At 60.8% G+C, this 16,043-nt stretch carries 13 protein-coding genes and 1 riboswitch; of the genes, 2 read left to right on the top strand and 11 right to left on the bottom strand.

Going from position 1 to position 16,043, the window contains the following annotated elements; genetic code table 11:
- Positions 1 to 183 precede the first annotated feature (183 nt).
- The 9 genes from ACOZK9_RS27255 to ACOZK9_RS27215 all read right to left on the bottom strand — a co-directional run bounded on the left by ACOZK9_RS27255 (position 184) and on the right by ACOZK9_RS27215 (position 9,703).
- Positions 184 to 891, bottom strand: a complete 708-nt coding sequence (locus ACOZK9_RS27255) for a PqiC family protein (RefSeq protein WP_082648962.1) — start codon at positions 889 to 891, stop codon at positions 184 to 186.
- A gap of 232 nt (positions 892 to 1,123) precedes the next feature.
- Complete coding sequence (gene parC, locus ACOZK9_RS27250; RefSeq protein WP_058411359.1) at positions 1,124 to 3,388, bottom strand: DNA topoisomerase IV subunit A; 2,265 nt, start codon at positions 3,386 to 3,388, stop codon at positions 1,124 to 1,126.
- Between the two features lie 10 nt (positions 3,389 to 3,398).
- Positions 3,399 to 3,920 (bottom strand): retropepsin-like aspartic protease family protein, encoded by a 522-nt coding sequence (locus tag ACOZK9_RS27245; RefSeq protein WP_058411360.1) that lies wholly within the window; start codon positions 3,918 to 3,920, stop codon positions 3,399 to 3,401.
- Positions 3,917 to 4,912, bottom strand: coding sequence for an esterase-like activity of phytase family protein (locus tag ACOZK9_RS27240; RefSeq protein ID WP_058411361.1), 996 nt, complete (start codon positions 4,910 to 4,912; stop codon positions 3,917 to 3,919). Before ACOZK9_RS27240 ends, ACOZK9_RS27245 begins: the two co-directional genes overlap by 4 nt.
- Positions 4,912 to 6,816 carry a DNA topoisomerase IV subunit B gene (gene parE / locus ACOZK9_RS27235; RefSeq protein ID WP_058411362.1) on the bottom strand — a complete coding sequence of 635 codons (1,905 nt, stop codon included), beginning with the start codon at positions 6,814 to 6,816 and terminating at the stop codon, positions 4,912 to 4,914. Before parE ends, ACOZK9_RS27240 begins: the two co-directional genes overlap by 1 nt.
- A gap of 57 nt (positions 6,817 to 6,873) precedes the next feature.
- The gene (locus tag ACOZK9_RS27230; protein ID WP_058411363.1) at positions 6,874 to 7,482 is read right to left on the bottom strand and encodes a YqiA/YcfP family alpha/beta fold hydrolase; all 609 of its coding nucleotides are present in this window, start codon (positions 7,480 to 7,482) and stop codon (positions 6,874 to 6,876) included.
- 249 nt (positions 7,483 to 7,731) lie between these two features.
- Positions 7,732 to 8,547, bottom strand: coding sequence for a 3',5'-cyclic-AMP phosphodiesterase (gene cpdA / locus ACOZK9_RS27225; RefSeq protein ID WP_421556976.1), 816 nt, complete (start codon positions 8,545 to 8,547; stop codon positions 7,732 to 7,734).
- 98 nt (positions 8,548 to 8,645) lie between these two features.
- Positions 8,646 to 9,095: a DUF1249 domain-containing protein gene (locus tag ACOZK9_RS27220; RefSeq protein ID WP_058411365.1), complete on the bottom strand. Its 450-nt coding sequence runs from the start codon at positions 9,093 to 9,095 to the stop codon at positions 8,646 to 8,648.
- Positions 9,086 to 9,703 carry an NUDIX domain-containing protein gene (locus ACOZK9_RS27215; RefSeq protein WP_058411366.1) on the bottom strand — a complete coding sequence of 206 codons (618 nt, stop codon included), beginning with the start codon at positions 9,701 to 9,703 and terminating at the stop codon, positions 9,086 to 9,088. The genes ACOZK9_RS27220 and ACOZK9_RS27215 overlap by 10 nt, the downstream gene beginning before the upstream one ends.
- 193 nt (positions 9,704 to 9,896) lie before the next feature.
- On the opposite strand from ACOZK9_RS27215, the gene ACOZK9_RS27210 reads away from it, so the two are divergent.
- Entirely contained in the window at positions 9,897 to 10,643 is a 747-nt protein-coding gene (locus ACOZK9_RS27210; RefSeq protein ID WP_122250821.1) for an RsiV family protein, read from the top strand.
- Here ACOZK9_RS27210 and cytX read toward each other — a convergent pair.
- Positions 10,612 to 11,901, bottom strand: a complete 1,290-nt coding sequence (gene cytX / locus ACOZK9_RS27205) for a putative hydroxymethylpyrimidine transporter CytX (protein ID WP_421556975.1) — start codon at positions 11,899 to 11,901, stop codon at positions 10,612 to 10,614. The two genes, ACOZK9_RS27210 and cytX, sit on opposite strands and share 32 nt — an antisense overlap.
- A 135-nt stretch (positions 11,902 to 12,036) precedes the next feature.
- Positions 12,037 to 13,941 (bottom strand): phosphomethylpyrimidine synthase ThiC, encoded by a 1,905-nt coding sequence (thiC, locus tag ACOZK9_RS27200; protein ID WP_421556974.1) that lies wholly within the window; start codon positions 13,939 to 13,941, stop codon positions 12,037 to 12,039.
- A 146-nt stretch (positions 13,942 to 14,087) separates the two neighbouring features.
- Positions 14,088 to 14,193, bottom strand: a riboswitch (TPP riboswitch).
- A gap of 196 nt (positions 14,194 to 14,389) precedes the next feature.
- Here thiC and ACOZK9_RS27195 point away from each other — a divergent pair.
- A complete protein-coding gene (locus ACOZK9_RS27195; protein WP_058411370.1) occupies positions 14,390 to 15,829 on the top strand; it encodes a TolC family outer membrane protein in 1,440 nt (479 codons plus the stop codon).
- The last annotated feature ends 214 nt before the right edge of the window (positions 15,830 to 16,043 follow it).

Raw genomic sequence — 16,043 nt, 5'->3', positions numbered from 1 at the left:
CGCGAAGGCATTGTGTCAGTCGCCAAATGTATCGACTGACACAATGCCTTCGCGAGCAAGCCCGCTCCCACATGACCCAACCACTCAGGAATGATGCACATCTAATCTGCCACGTAGCTCAAACCCCAAACAAACAAAAAGGCCCGCTTACTCAGCGGGCCTTTTGTGTGTCTGCGATTCAAGTCAGAACCTGAACACTTCCATGTCCGTGCGAATCGGCGATGCCATCGGCATCTTGGGCTTCTCCGGTGTTGCCGGTTTGGCCTGAGCCGGGGCTTGCTTACGCGGCGCCTCGGCGATGGGCGGCTGGTTGGCCAGTGGCTTGAGCGCCACCGACAACTGCTCCGCCAGGTGCTGCAATAACACGCCCTGGGCCTGAACCTGAGAGGCGGTGGTGCCGGTGTGTTCTTCCTGCAAGTGCACAATACGGTTATCGCGCACTTGGCCACGACGGTCGATCAAACGCCACTGCGCATCAAGGATCGCCGGCTGCGAAGTACCCGAGTCGAGCCGGGTAATGGTCAGCAGCACCTGCACGTCCGGGGTAAAGCCGGTTGGCGCGGGCGCAAGCACCACACGCTGGCTGTCCAGATGACCCGCAACCTGGCGCAACATCAGCTGATTAATATCGGACGATAAACTGCCCGCCCAGCGACCATCGGTGGAACCTTGCAGGCTGCCGTCGTTCTGACGTTGCAGCAGGGTTTCGCGTTGCAGGTAATCCGCCACGACTACCGGCCCCAATAATACGGCCATGCCAGCGGTTTGCGCCGGCTGAGCTGGACTTCCGCTGTCCAACTGGTACAGCGACACCGGCTGGTGCGTGCTGCAACCCGCCAACCCCAAAAGGCCAGCGAGCATCAAAAATAGAGGAAGGCGTGGAGCAGTCATCATCCCATCCAGGTGGCTGCCACAAGGCGAACCACAATGTAATACTAAAAATAACCTAAACACGCTCGGCCACGCCGGCGCTGGAAAGGCCATATCATCCGTGAATATGCGCCATGACTCCAGCGCCAAAGCGTCGATCTACGCGTTAAATCGTAGATCAAGGGCTCCAGGGGGCGTTCTCAGTGAATTTGCGCCTTGGCGGGCAAACTCACTGGTAACGCTGCTTTACACCTTAAACCGGCGTTTCAACCAACAAAGCATCCACTCGCTGAAAACCTCGCGGCAGTTTGTTACCGCGGCGGCCACGCTCACCCTTGTAATGTTCAAGGTCGTCAGGGCGCAGCGACAGCGTGCGTTTGCCCGCCTGTAGCACCAGCGTCGAGCCTTCAGGGATCACGGCAATGTCGGTGACGTACTCTTCGCGACTGGCGACCCGCTCGCCAGGTATCCCGATAATCTTGTTGCCCTTGCCTTTGCCCAACTGCGGCAAGTCGCTGATCTTGAACACCAGCAAACGCCCCTCAGTGGTCACCGACGCCAGCCAATTGCTCTCGCGGTCGTCCACCGTCCGCGGCAGAATCACTTTGGCGTTGTTGGGTAAGCTCAACAATGCCTTGCCTGCCTTGTTCTTGGCCTGCAGGTCTTCACCCTTGACCACAAAACCGTAACCGGCGTCGGACGCGATCACGTACAGCGAATCATCGTCCGGCAACAGCACGCACTCAAAATTCGCCCCCGGTGGCGGCGTGAGTCGCCCGGTCAGCGGCTCGCCCTGCCCCCGCGCAGATGGCAAGGTGTGAGCGGGTACAGAGTAACTACGCCCGGTAGAGTCGATAAACACCGCAAACTGGTTGGAACGCCCGGCCGCAGAGGTCTTGAAGCCATCACCGGCTTTGTACGAGAGGCCGGTGGCGTCGATATCATGCCCTTTGGCCGAACGAACCCAACCCTTTTCCGACAGAACGACGGTAATTTTCTCGTTAGGCAGCAGCTCGGTTTCTGTCAGAGCCTTCGCTTCAGCGCGCTCGACGATAGGCGAACGACGGTCATCACCGTAGGTTTCGGCGTCTTTGATCAACTCGGTACGCACCAGCTTCTTCAGCTTGGTTTCGCTACCCAGCAGGGCTTGCAGCTTGGCTTGCTCTTTGAGCAGTGCGTCTTGCTCGTCACGCAGCTTCATCTCTTCGAGCCGCGCCAACTGACGCAAGCGGGTATCGAGGATGTAGTCCGCCTGGATCTCGCTCAGCTCGAAACGCGCGATCAACTCGGCTTTCGGGTGCTCGGCGGTACGAATGATGTGGATCACTTCGTCGAGGTTGAGGTAGGCAATCAGCAAACCGTCCAACAGGTGCAGGCGACGCTCAACCTTGTCGAGGCGAAACTGCAAGCGGCGACGCACGGTCTGCACGCGAAATTCCAACCACTCGACCAGCAACGCCCGCAGGTTCTTCAACTGCGGCTTGCCATCCAGGCCGATGATGTTGACGTTGACCCGGTAGCTGGATTCCAGCTCGGTGCTGGCAAACAAGTGCTGCATCAGTACTTCGTGATCGACCCGGTTGTTGGTCGGGATGATCACGATGCGGCACGGGTTCTCGTGGTCGGACTCGTCACGCAGGTCGGCGACCTGCGGCAATTTCGACGGCTTGGCCTGCATCAGCGCGGCAATTTGTTCCAGCACTTTGGCGCCGGACACTTGGTGCGGCAGCGCGGTGACAATAATGTCGCCATCTTCGATGTGGTACACGGCGCGCATGCGCACCGAGCCTTTACCGGTCTGGTAGATTTTCAGCAGGTCGGCGCGCGGCGTGATGATTTCCGCTTCGGTCGGGTAGTCCGGCCCCTGAATGTGTTCGCAAAGCTGCTCAACCGTGGCCTTTGGCTCGTCCAGCAAGCGCACGCACGCGGAGGCGACTTCGCGCAGGTTGTGCGGCGGCACGTCGGTGGCCATGCCGACCGCGATGCCGGTGGTGCCATTGAGCAGGATATTCGGCAAACGTGCGGGCAATACCAGCGGTTCGTCCAGGGTGCCGTCGAAGTTTGGCCCCCAATTCGCAGTGCCCTGGCCCAATTCACTGAGCAGCACCTCTGAATAACGCGACAGGCGCGCCTCGGTGTAACGCATGGCAGCGAAAGACTTGGGATCATCCGGCGCACCCCAGTTGCCCTGGCCGTCTACCAGCGTGTAGCGGTAGCTGAACGGCTGCGCCATCAGCACCATCGCTTCATAGCAGGCCGAGTCGCCGTGAGGGTGGAACTTGCCGAGTACGTCACCGACGGTACGCGCCGACTTCTTGTGCTTGGAATCGGCGTCCAGGCCCAACTCACTCATGGCATAGATGATGCGCCGTTGTACCGGCTTCAGGCCGTCGCCGATATGCGGCAAGGCACGGTCCATGATCACGTACATGGAGTAGTTGAGGTAGGCATTTTCGGTGAAGTCAGCCAGCGATCGGCGTTCTACGCCATCTAAGCTGTCTGCAAGGATGTCACTCATGCGGGCCTCATCATTGTTTGGTCTGGCGCAGCAGCAAAGTGCCGCTGCGCTGGGTAAATTCAAGTTGTTTCAATGCACTCATGCCGAGCAATACCTGCTCGCCGCCCAACCCCGGCGCCACCAGGGCACGCACGTCCTGCAGGACGATAGCGCCCAACTGCACGCTGTCCAGCTGGGTACGAAAGCCCTGGCTACGGCCATTGGCGGTACTCAAGGTGACCGGCATGCCGCGTTTAAGCCCAAGACGATCAGCCAGCTCGGCCGGCACCGCCACATCGGTGGCGCCGGTATCGAGCATGAACTGCACCGGCTGGCCGTTGATCTGGCCGCTGGCGACAAAATGCCCTTGGCCGTTGCCAAGCAGTTTTACTTCGATGTAACCCTCGTGTTGCTCCGAGGCGACCACCGCATTGGGGTTTTCCTGACGCGCTTCCCACTGCCCAAAAAACCGTGTCGCCAGGAACAAACCGGCGCCCCACGCCACGAACATCAATACACGGCCGGCACGCTTGCCGGGCGGTTGTGGGCTCATGGCTTGGCGCTCCAACCACCCGCAGGGGCGGCGAAACGATAGACCACGGGGCGTTTTTCACCGTCGGCGCGCGCGCCAAAATTATTGTCGATGCCCAGCCAGGCGCCGTCGGCGTCCACCACCAAGGCTTCGGCCAGGCCATAAGGCTGTGAGTAGCGCCGGTTCGGCGCCAAGGTCTCGTCGGCAAACGACCAGCACAGCTCGACTTTGGCAGTGCGCGCATCACGCCGGCAAATCTGGAACGCATTGCGCTCCAGGGTAAACAGCTTGCCGTTGAACAGCGCCAGGTCGGCAAAGTCCTTGGACACCGCCTTGGCATGGGTGAACTGCGCCGGCTGCACTTCCTGGCCGGCCTCGCTCAGTAGTACACACGGCCCGTCGCAATCCCATACGCTTTGCGCACGCTTGATAGAGATCAAACCGCGCCGCTCACGCTCGGCCGCCAGCCACATCTGATTACCTTCGGGGTTCACCGCCAAGCCTTCAAACAACGCGTTGAAGTGCAGCAACATGCCACTGGCACGGGCTTCACGCACCATGCTCGGGGCAATTTTCAGCCACTGCGGCGCACCGCTCACGGGCACCTGCAGCACTGCGGCATGCGCCTCGCTGACAATGTAACGGTTACCGGCGGCATCACAGGTGATGCCTTCAAAATCCAGGTCGCCACCGCGAATGAACGACGCGGCTTTGGTGCGCGAACGCAGGCCCCACGGCAGGCCGGACTCGGGCACGGGCGGCACGTCGATTTTCAACGCCTCGGCCTTCCAGGTCGGCGCGCTGTTATCAAGACGGTAAATCTGGTCGTCGTCGCGGTCCGAAACCGTCCACAGCGCATCGCCGCACATCGCCAGGCCCGACAGGTTACCGCCGCGCATGCCGTCCACCGGGTGTTCGGACACCAACTTCAGCTCAGCCACGGGTGCGGCAACCACGTCGGTGGCCACCCACCCGCTCATCATCAGGATCGCCAAGGCGACACCTGTGCGCATTAGCCGAGTACCTCGGCCAGGTTGCCTTTCGACTCCAGCCACGACTTGCGATCCGGTGCGCGCTTTTTCGCCAGCAGCATGTCCATCATTTCCGACGTGGCGGCGTAGTCTTCAAGGGTCAACTGCACCAGACGGCGGGTGTTCGGGTCCATGGTGGTTTCGCGCAGTTGTGGCGGGTTCATCTCACCCAAACCTTTAAATCGCGTGACCTGCGGCTTGCCGCGTTTCTTTTCGGCCACCAGCCGGTCGAGGATGCCGTCGCGCTCAGCTTCGTCGAGGGCGTAGTAAATCTCTTTGCCTTGGTCGATGCGGTACAGCGGCGGCATGGCGACGTAAACGTGACCGGCATCCACCAGCGGGCGGAAGTGCTGCACGAACAGCGCACACAGCAAGGTTGCGATGTGCAGGCCGTCGGAGTCGGCGTCGGCGAGGATGCAGATCTTGCCGTAGCGCAGTTGGGCAATATCTGCCGAACCCGGGTCGACACCGATGGCCACGGCGATGTTGTGCACTTCCTGGCTGGCCAGCACTTCGCTGCCGTCGACTTCCCAGGTGTTGAGAATCTTGCCGCGCAACGGCAGGATCGCCTGGAATTCCTTGTCCCGCGCTTGTTTGGCGGAACCCCCGGCGGAGTCACCTTCGACCAAGAACAGCTCGGAGCGCATCGGGTCTTGCCCGGCGCAATCGGCCAGCTTGCCCGGCAACGCCGGCCCTTGAGTGATGCGCTTGCGCTCGACCTTTTTGCTGGCTTTCAAACGCCGGCCGGCGTTATTGATCGCCAGCTCCGCCAGCGCCAGGCCCAATTCCGGGTGCTCGTTGAGCCACAGGCTGAAAGCGTCCTTGACCACACCGGAGACAAACGCCGACGCCTCGCGGGACGACAGACGCTCCTTGGTCTGGCCGGAAAATTGCGGTTCCTGCATCTTCATCGACAGCACGAACGCGATGCGCTCCCACACGTCTTCCGGCGCCAGCTTCACGCCGCGCGGCAACAGGCTGCGGTATTCGCAGAACTCGCGCATGGCGTCGAGCAAACCCTGGCGCAAACCATTGACGTGGGTGCCGCCCTGGGCGGTGGGGATCAGGTTGACGTAGCTTTCCTGCACGCTGTCGCCACCTTCCGGCAACCACAGCAGCGCCCAGTCGACGGCTTCTTTATTACCCGCCAGGCTGCCGCAGAACGGCTCGTTGGGCAGGCGTTCGAAGTCGCTGACCGAGTCTTCCAGGTAGGAGCGCAGGCCGTCTTCGTAATGCCACTCGACTTTCTCATTGGTGCCTTTGTCTTCAAAGGTCACCAGCAAGCCTGGGCACAACACAGCCTTGGCCTTGAGCACGTGTTTGAGGCGGCTGATGGAAAATTTAGGCGAATCGAAGTACTTCGGGTCTGGCGCAAAGTACACGCTGGTGCCGGTGTTGCGTTTGCCAACGGTGCCGATCACTTGCAGCTCGGTGGCTTTATAGCCATCGGCGAAGGTCATCTCGTACTCGTTGCCGTCGCGCTTGACCTTGACCCGCACGTGGTTCGACAAGGCGTTGACCACGGAAATACCCACACCGTGCAAGCCACCCGAGAACTGGTAGTTCTTGTTGGAGAACTTGCCGCCGGCATGCAGCTTGGTGAGGATCAGCTCGACGCCCGACACACCCTCTTCCGGGTGAATGTCCACCGGCATGCCGCGACCATCGTCGGACACTTCCAGGGAATGGTCAGCGTGGAGAATCACATGCACCGACTTGGCATGCCCGGCCAACGCTTCGTCGACACTGTTGTCGATGACTTCCTGGGCAAGGTGGTTCGGCCGACTGGTGTCGGTGTACATGCCGGGGCGTTTGCGCACCGGGTCGAGGCCCGAGAGGACTTCGATGGCGTCGGCGTTATAAGAGCTAGCGCTGGGAGTGGCCATGGGGTCTCGTCGTGAGTCGTTCGATTAAAAAGTAACCTGCGGTTTCCAGCATGCGTATTACAACGCTGCGAAATCGAAGGATTGATACTGATCTGCGCCAATCCCGGCAAAGCTCAACAGGGCTGGCAATTGCAGGGCGAACCCTTGGTAACCATGGTCGCCACCCGCCTGGATACGCAGCGCACAGGCCCGGTAATACTGTTGGGCGAGGCGATAATCCAGTGTTTCATCGCCCGTCTGCAACCACACCTGATAACGCCCGGCGTCTTGCGGCGCCGGCACTTCCAGCTCGGCCAGGGCCGTCACGTGGTCGTCAGTCAGTTCCCAGGTGTCGCCGGTGTAGAGGTTCTTCTGCGGGCCAAGGTGACCGTCGAACATCCGATGGGGGCTGACCGCAGGGTTGACCAGCAGCGCCTTGAGGCCATGGCGTTCGGCAAGGTGGGTTGCATAGTAGCCGCCGAGTGAGCTGCCGACCAGCAGCGGCCGACCGAGCTGCGCTATGGCGTCCTCCAATTGGGCAATTGCCTGACGGGGATGGTGATGCAGGGCCGGCACGCGCAGTTGGTCAGCCAGGCCGAGGGTGTCCATCACGGCGCTCAACTGGCTGGCCTTGTTGGACGCGGGGGCGCTGTTGAAACCGTGGATATACAAGATTGAAGCAGACATGCCGGGGCCTCCGCGCTTGCGCCAAAAAGAGGCGCAGTTTACAGGGATAGGCGCCTTGTGTGAGTGCCCTATCGTCTAGTCACCGCAGAGCGAGGTGCCTATCGGTTTACGGGTAACGGCTGGTCACCCGACCCAATCTCACAAGCAAAATGGGATCACATGTGGGAGCGGGCTTGCTCGCGATGCAGTCAACTCGGACCATCAGGCACACCGAGTTGCCTGCATCGCGAGCAAGCCCGCTCCCACAATTTAGTAGCCGTTACTGCCGTAATCCACGGTGAAGGCAAACCCCTCAACCCGCTCCACGCCCGTCTCCAACCGCCCATCGGCATGCAACCGCAGCCACCGATACCCCGGCGCCTGCTCGCTGACGTTAAAGTCCTCACTGCCCGGCGCGAACTGGATGCACGTAGACGGCGAAGCCAACAACCGCACGCCATTGCGTTCAAGGTCAACTTCCTGATGCACATGCCCCCAAAGCACCGCCCTGACCTGCGGAAACCGGTCAAGCACAGCAAACAAAGCCTCAGGATTACGCAACCCGATAGGCTCCATCCAGGCACAGCCAATCGACACCGGGTGATGGTGAAAACACACCAAGTGATGCCGGCTCGGCGCCTCGCTCAACGCCTGCGCGAGCAATTGCAGTTGTTGGTCTTGCAAATAACCCGGCACCGAGCCCGGCACTGCCGAGTCCAGCAGCGTGACGCGCCAGTTACCCACATCGACCACCGGTTCGAGCAAATCACTCTGCACCGCCGCGTGGGCCATGACCTGCGGCTCATCGTGGTTGCCGGGAATCCAGCGTGCCAGCGCCGAGATGGCTCCGGTCATCTGGCGAAACAGCTGGTAAGAGGCCAACGTGCCGTCCTGGGACAAGTCACCCGTGGCCAGCACCAAATCGATCTGCGGCTGTTGCTCGCGCACCCGCTCAATCACGCGCTGCAAGCTTTCGCGGGTATTCATGCCCAGCAGCGTGCCGTCGGCCTCGGCAAACAGGTGGCTGTCAGTCAGTTGCACCAGCAAGGCCGGCGCATCGGGGTTCAAGGTGGATACGCTCGGCAAGGCGCTCTCCCAAGGCAATCACAGGAAATGGACGTTTAGCGCGATTATGCTGGGGCAGGACACAAAGAGGAAACCCGGGAAGCAGACGCGGTTCACATCTACCGCACAACTTCGAACTCATGGCCCAAGGCCAGACAGTGGCTCAACCATTCCCCAAGGAACACATTAAGCTGTGCTTTCTCATCGGGCTGGTGCATGAACACGTTGGGGTAAGGATAGATGCTGCGAAAACGCCGCGCATGTTCGGCACTGATAACTTCGGCCATTCGCGCATCGTGGTACACCTGCACTTCAAGCTGCGGCACCGGCAGCCACGGCAGGCTGTGTTCCTGGCGCGCACGCAGGGTGGTGGTGTAGGGGCAATTCACAATGACCTCAAGGGCCAGCACGCCGAGCATCTGGTCGCCATGGGTCACGGCAATGCGCCGCGCCTCGGGGGCGTGGCGCATGTCGGGGAGCAAGCGCATCAGCCGCGCATAATTGGCCTCGCAGGCGGCCTGCAACCCGATCAGGTCGACTCGATAACGTTCCCGTGCCTTTACTGCCATAACCCCCTCACTTCCGCGCGATTAAGCGCAAGCCATTGCAGGGCGATGATGCTGGCTGCGTTGGAAATTTTACCGTCACGCACCGCCTGCAGGGCATCTTCGAATGCCCAGGGGGTGACCCGGATGTCTTCTGCCTCTTCTTCCAGCCCATGCACGCCACCCGCACCTGCGCTGTCGCAACGGCCCAGGTACAAGTGCACAAATTCGGTACTGCCACCGGGTGAAGGAAAATACTTGGTAATCGGCCACAAGGCGGAAAACGTCAGCCCAGCTTCCTCCTCGGCTTCGCGGTGTGCAACCTCCTCCGGCTCTTCATCCTTGTCGATCAGGCCCGCGACCATTTCCACCAGCCAGGGATTTTTGGTGCGGCCCATGGCGCCGACACGGAACTGCTCGATCAGCACCACTTCATCGCGCTGCGGGTCGTAGGGCAGGACGCACACTGCGTCATGGCGAACAAACACTTCACGGTTGATCACGCGGCTCATGCCGCCATCGAACTTCTCATGGCGCAGTTGCACGCGATCAAGCTTGTAGAAGCCCTGGTAGGCATTGTCGCGCTGAACAATTTCGATTTTGTTCGGCGTCGATTTGGCAACGTCAGTCATATGCTTCCTCGTTAGGCGCGTGCAATTCGCGCCATCCTAACGCGCTCCTGCCGGTTGGTGCAGCCCCTTTCCAGTTGCCGGGATAGACGGCGGGCGTCAAACTCACTCTAATCAGCTTAGTGGCGAACTGACGGCCTTGTTGGCAGTCGAAGCGCTACTCTTTTAGCTTTCCATCGATTTCCGAAGGACGCACATGCAGCTTTTAAAAGTCGCCTCCATGGCCTGTATTGCCCTGACCCTGGGTGCTTGCCAGAGCCTGTTTCAACCCAGTTACCTCAAGCCGTTGGACACCCAGGCAGACGCCTCGGAGCAGATCAAGCCTGGCTGCGACAGCCCTGACTGCCCGCTGGTGAACATTGATACCGTGCACTTCCCTGCCGAGCCGCAACTCGACAGCCTGGTGGAACAACGCCTGCTGCAGATGGCCCGCACCACGCCCGGCGCCAGCGTGCCGCCGACCTTGACTGCCTACCGCGACAAATTCCTGCGCGAGTCGCCCGACCGCCACAGCATGTACTTGCAGGCCAAGGTACGTGAGCAGCATGACGGACTGGTGATCATTGAAGTGTCCAGCTATCTGGACACGGGCGCAGCGCACGGCGAACCTGGCCGTGGTTTCATCAACTATTCGCGCTTGCTGCACAAAGAGCTGAGCCTGACCGACATGCTGTTGCCAGGCCAGGAACAGGCGTTCTGGAATACCGCGAAAGTCGCCCACAACAGTTGGCTGATCAACTCGCAGATGGACCGCGACCCGGAATTCGTGAAAACCTGGCCGTTCCAGAAAACCCCGAACATCGCCCTGACCAGTGGCGGCGTGGTGCTCAAGTACAACGTGGCGACCATCGGCCCTTACGCATTGGGGCTGATCGAAATGACCATCCCCTATGCGCGCCTCACCGGCGTGCTCAAGCCTGAGCTGATGCCTGCGCGCCACTGACGGCCCGGTTCAGCACCAGTTGTAACAACCCTGCCAGCACCAACGCCGGCAGGGTTGCGCCAACATCCGGGTACAGGTTGGCGAGCAGGTGATACGTGGCGATACCACCCAACCAGGCGACTAATGCCGGCCAGCGCAGGTTGGCGACGGCACCCTGGCCACGGCGGCGCAGAATAAAGTGATCGACCAGCACCACGCCGAACAGCGGCGCGAACACCGAGCCGATCAGCAGCAGGAAGTTCTGGTACTGCGCCAAGGGCGCGAGGCAGGCGATCAAGGTGCAGATCACGCCGATGGCCAAGGCCAGGTGCTCGACTTTCAAGCGCAGTAACATCCCGCTGGAGACCGCCGCCGAGTGAATATCGGCAAAAGCGTTTTCTGACTCGTCCAACAAAATCAGCAACAGCGGAATACCCAAGCCGGCGCCGGCCAGCGCCAGCAACAACGCATTCACCTCACCGCTGGGCGCGAACGCCAGGGTGTAGGCCACGCCCAGGCTCATCAGCCAGAAGTTACCGATAAAAAAGCCCAACGCCGTGCCGCCGAACACGCTTTTTGCACGCTTGCCGAAACGCGAGTAATCGGCAATCAGCGGCAGCCACGACAGCGGCATGGCGATGGCAATATCAAAACCCACGGCGAACGGCAGCGAACCGTCACCGGGCGTGGCCCACAGCGCGGCCAGGTCAGCCTTGGCGAACAGGTTCCAGGTCAGCCACGCGCACGCCGCGAGCAGCAGCCAAATGCCCCATTTGCGCAGGACTTGGCGTACAAACGTCAACGGGCCGCTGACGGCGAGCAAGGTCGCCAGGCCACCAAAAAACAGCGTCCAAACCAATGGGCTGGCCAACAGGCTGCCTTCGCTGAACGCGCGCGTGCCCAACACACTGGCAGCGTCGCGCATCACGATGATTTCGAACGCGCCCCAGCCGATCAATTGCAGCAGGTTGAGCAACGCCGGCAGGCTCGCGCCCTTGGCGCCGAGGCTGAGTTTGAGCGCAGCCATGGCGGACAGGCCGGTGTCGCTGCCGATCACGCCGACGGCGGCCAGCAACAGCACGCCGACCAGCGTGCCGAGGAAAATTGCCAGCAACGAGCCGGACAAGCCCAGCCCCGGCGCAAGCAGTGCGCCGGTTTGCAGGACCATCAGGCCGATGCCGAGGGAGAACCACAGAGAGAACAGGTCACGGCCGCCGAAAACGCGTTTGTCGCTCGGCACCGCGATGTCGGGTGAGTAGGTACTCGGTTGAATGCTCAAGGGTGTTATCTCTGAGGGGCTGATCGTTCCCACACTCTGCGTGGGAGTGCCGCTTTGGACGCTCTGCGTCCGCCTTTGTGACGCGCAGCGTCACGGGATGCACTCCCACGCAGAGCGTGGGAATGCTCGTCGGTGTCAGACCTTTTTGTACAACTGGCTGCCTTCCTGCTTGAACCGCTCCGCCTGCTCCGCCAAGCCCTTGGCCACGTCCACATCCACCGCTTCAATGCGCTGGTTGGCCGCGTACTCACGCACTTCCTGGGTGATTTTCATCGAGCAGAACTTCGGCCCGCACATCGAGCAAAAATGCGCGACCTTGGCCGAATCCTTCGGCAGCGTTTCATCGTGGTAGGAACGCGCGGTGTCCGGGTCCAGGCCGAGGTTGAACTGGTCTTCCCAGCGGAACTCGAAGCGCGCCTTGCTCAACGCGTTGTCGCGAATCTGTGCGCCCGGGTGCCCTTTGGCCAAGTCCGCTGCGTGCGCGGCGATCTTGTAGGTGATGATGCCGGTCTTCACGTCATCTTTGTTCGGCAGGCCCAAGTGTTCCTTCGGCGTGACGTAGCACAGCATGGCGCAACCGAACCAGCCGATCATCGCCGCACCGATACCCGAGGTGATGTGGTCGTAACCCGGCGCAATGTCGGTGGTCAGCGGGCCGAGGGTGTAGAACGGCGCCTCGTCGCAGCATTCAAGCTGCTTGTCCATGTTCTCTTTGATCAACTGCATCGGCACGTGGCCCGGGCCTTCGATCATGGTTTGCACGTCGTGCTTCCAGGCGATCTTGGTCAGCTCGCCAAGGGTTTCAAGTTCGCCGAATTGCGCGGCGTCGTTGGCGTCGGCAATCGAGCCGGGGCGCAGGCCGTCGCCGAGGGAGAAGCTGACGTCATAGGCCTTCATGATTTCGCAGATTTCGTCGAAATGCGTGTAGGTGAAGTTCTCTTTGTGGTGCGCCAGGCACCACTTGGCCATGATCGAACCGCCACGCGAGACGATGCCGGTGACACGCTTGGCGGTCAGCGGCACATAGCGCAGCAGCACGCCGGCGTGGATGGTGAAGTAGTCGACGCCCTGCTCGGCCTGTTCGATCAAGGTGTCGCGGAACAGCTCCCAGGTCAGGTCTTCGGCGGCGCCGCCGACTTTTTCCAGGGCCTGGTAGATCGGCACTGTACCGATCGGCACCGGCGAATTGCGGATGATCCACTCGCGGGTTTCATGGATGTGCTTGCCGGTGGACAAATCCATCACCGTGTCCGAACCCCAGCGGATGCCCCACGTCAGTTTCGCCACTTCTTCTTCGATGGACGAACCCAGCGCGCTGTTGCCGATGTTGCCGTTGATCTTCACCAGGAAGTTACGGCCGATGATCATCGGTTCCAGTTCGGTGTGGTTGATGTTGGCCGGAATGATCGCGCGGCCACGGGCGATTTCCTCGCGTACAAATTCCGGGGTGATGATTTTCGGCACGCTGGCGCCGAAGCTGTAGCCGGCGTGTTGCTGCTCAAGCAGGCCGCTGGCGCGTGCCTCTTCGAGCTTCATGTTTTCGCGGATGGCGACGTATTCCATCTCGGCAGTGATGATGCCTTTACGCGCGTAGTGCATCTGCGTGACGTTGGCGCCCGCCTTGGCGCGGCGCGGGTTTTTCACGTGGGCGAAACGCAGCGCGGTGAGTTCGGCATCGCTGAGGCGCTGTTGGCCGAAGTGTGAACTCAGACCTGGCAAGCGCTCGGTGTCGCCACGCACTTCGATCCACGGCGAACGCACATCGCCAAGGCCTTTGCGCACATCAATGATCACATTCGGGTCGGTGTACGGGCCGGAAGTGTCATACACCACCACCGGCGCATTGATTTCACCGCCAAAATCAGTCGGTGTCACGTCCAGGCTGACTTCGCGCATCGGCACGCGAATGTCCGGGCGAGTGCCCTGCACGTAGATTTTTTGCGAGCGGGTAAACGGCTGCACAGACCCTGCGTCGACCTTGGCCGACTCACTCAAGTGCACGGTATTTTTTGATTTTTGGCTTTTTAATTCGGTGCTCATCACGGGCTCTCCAACTATCCAGGCGGTGGATTTTTGTCGGAGCGAACCTGTGACGGACGGATGCACTGAAACCAGTGCTGTGCAAGGCACGAGGGTTGTTCGATTGTCGAACAACATCCCGGACGAAGCACAAGAGGACTCGCCGGGTGACGAGAAATCTTGTTCCCTACGCAGGCGCTAACCTGATCAGGTTCAACGGGATCCGGTATTTACCGATCTCAGCCTTCCAACAAGGCACCCCGACAAGAACACGGCCAGTCTAGACCATGGCGTGGGCAAATTGCCAACAGCGGTGTATTCAGCGTGATGAATGGCGTGATTACGGGATTGTTGCGCAGCGCAAGCGCCACTACACTCGGGCGTTGCCGCAATGCGTGACGCAACCCGTTGCCAAGCTTGGCCTTGGGCGATAAATTACAGCCATAATATTCATACTAGGGATCGCCTCATGCTGCGCAAACTCTCACTGGCTCTCGCCGTGTCTTGTGCGACCAATGGAATGGTCTGGGCAGCCGAAGCGCCCTTGTCCGCCAAAACCGACCTGGTCAGCGTTTACCAGGAAGCGGCGAACAACAATGCCGACCTGGCGGCCGCCCGTGCCCAATACGGCGCGCAAAAAGAAGTGGTACCCCAGGCCCGCGCAGGCTTGCTGCCGAACCTGTCGGCCAGCGCCGACAGCAATAACGTGCGCACCCAGATCGACCAACCGGCATCCACCCTCAACCGCGACGCGCACTCCTGGCGGGCGACCTTGAGCCAGCCGCTGTTTCGCGCCGACCGCTGGTTCCAACTGCAGGCCGCCGAAGCCGTCAACGAACAAGCCTCGCTGCAGCTCTCTGCCACCGAACAGAACCTGATCCTGCAAAGTGCCGAGAGCTACTTCGCGGTGTTGCGCGCCCAAGACAACCTGGCCTCGACCAAGGCCGAAGAAAACGCATTCAAGCGCCAGCTCGACCAGTCCAACGAACGCTTTGATGTGGGGCTGTCGGACAAGACCGACGTGCTGCAATCTCAAGCCAGCTACGACACCGCGCGCGCCAACCGCATCGTCGCGCAACGCCAGGTGGATGACGCCTTCGAAGCGCTGATCACGCTGACCAACCGCCAGTACAACGCAATTCAAGGCATCGTGCATACGCTGCCGGTGCTGCCACCGGCGCCGAATGACGCCAAAGCCTGGGTCGAAACCGCCGGGCGCCAGAACCTCAACCTGCTGGCCAGCAACTACGCGGTCACCGCCGCCGAAGAAACCCTGCGACAGCGCAAGGCCGGCCACTTGCCGACCCTTGACGCCGTGGCGCAGTACGAAAAAGGCGACAACGACGCGCTCGGCTTGAGCAACCCGAACCAGTTACCGGTGCCGTACGGTGGCGACGTGTCGCAGCGCACCATCGGCCTGCGCCTGAACATCCCGATTTACAGCGGTGGCCTTACCAGTTCGCAAGTGCGCGAATCGTATTCACGCCTCGACCAGAGCGAGCAGCAACGTGAAGGCATGCGCCGCCAGGTGGTCGAAAACACGCGAAACCTGCACCGCGCGGTGAACACCGACGTGGAGCAGGTACAGGCGCGCCGCCAGTCGATCATCTCAAACCAGAGCGCGGTGGATGCCACGGAAATCGGTTATCAGGTGGGCACACGCAACATCGTCGACGTACTGGATGCGCAGCGCCAGCTTTACTCGTCGGTGCGCAACTACAACAACAGCCGTTATGACTACATCCTCGACAACCTGCGTTTGAAGCAGGCTGCGGGCACGCTGAACCCAGGCGATTTGCAGGACCTGACGCGCTATCTCAAAGCGGATTACAACCCGGACAAAGACTTTTTGCCACCGGACCTGGCCAAGGCTGCCGCCGAGCAACTCAAAGCGCGGCCCGGCAACTAGGCTTTTGCGTAACGGCTGAGACGGGCGCCGCCCTGACAGCCGACGCAGGCCCACCCGCTCAAATACAGTCAACTGCAGCCAAATGCAGTCAACTGTGGGAGATTCTATGGTTTTGGGGAAGCCTCCAAAACCGCTTTCGACTGGTATTCGCTCAGGTTTTTCATGAGAGAAAACGCGATGCGAGCCAGCTTGCGGGCGATGATGACCAGGGCCT

This window comes from Pseudomonas kitaguniensis, assembly GCF_049199985.1.
Taxonomy (GTDB): Bacteria; Pseudomonadota; Gammaproteobacteria; order Pseudomonadales; family Pseudomonadaceae; genus Aquipseudomonas; species Aquipseudomonas kitaguniensis.
The sequence above is the reverse complement of the archived record's forward strand: the minus strand, read 5'-3'. Positions and strand labels throughout refer to the sequence as shown.

Excerpts from the sequence above, each read along its gene's own strand:
- parC (WP_058411359.1), bottom strand. The coding sequence starts at position 3,388 with ATGAGTGACATCCTTGCAGACAGCTTAGATGGCGTAGAACGCCGATCG.
- ACOZK9_RS27245 (WP_058411360.1), bottom strand. The coding sequence starts at position 3,920 with ATGAGCCCACAACCGCCCGGCAAGCGTGCCGGCCGTGTATTGATGTTC.
- ACOZK9_RS27195 (WP_058411370.1), top strand. The coding sequence starts at position 14,390 with ATGCTGCGCAAACTCTCACTGGCTCTCGCCGTGTCTTGTGCGACCAAT.
- ACOZK9_RS27255 (WP_082648962.1), bottom strand. The coding sequence starts at position 891 with ATGACTGCTCCACGCCTTCCTCTATTTTTGATGCTCGCTGGCCTTTTG.
- ACOZK9_RS27240 (WP_058411361.1), bottom strand. The coding sequence starts at position 4,912 with ATGCGCACAGGTGTCGCCTTGGCGATCCTGATGATGAGCGGGTGGGTG.
- thiC (WP_421556974.1), bottom strand. The coding sequence starts at position 13,941 with ATGAGCACCGAATTAAAAAGCCAAAAATCAAAAAATACCGTGCACTTG.
- parE (WP_058411362.1), bottom strand. The coding sequence starts at position 6,816 with ATGGCCACTCCCAGCGCTAGCTCTTATAACGCCGACGCCATCGAAGTC.
- ACOZK9_RS27210 (WP_122250821.1), top strand. The coding sequence starts at position 9,897 with ATGCAGCTTTTAAAAGTCGCCTCCATGGCCTGTATTGCCCTGACCCTG.
- ACOZK9_RS27230 (WP_058411363.1), bottom strand. The coding sequence starts at position 7,482 with ATGTCTGCTTCAATCTTGTATATCCACGGTTTCAACAGCGCCCCCGCG.
- ACOZK9_RS27220 (WP_058411365.1), bottom strand. The coding sequence starts at position 9,095 with ATGGCAGTAAAGGCACGGGAACGTTATCGAGTCGACCTGATCGGGTTG.
- ACOZK9_RS27215 (WP_058411366.1), bottom strand. The coding sequence starts at position 9,703 with ATGACTGACGTTGCCAAATCGACGCCGAACAAAATCGAAATTGTTCAG.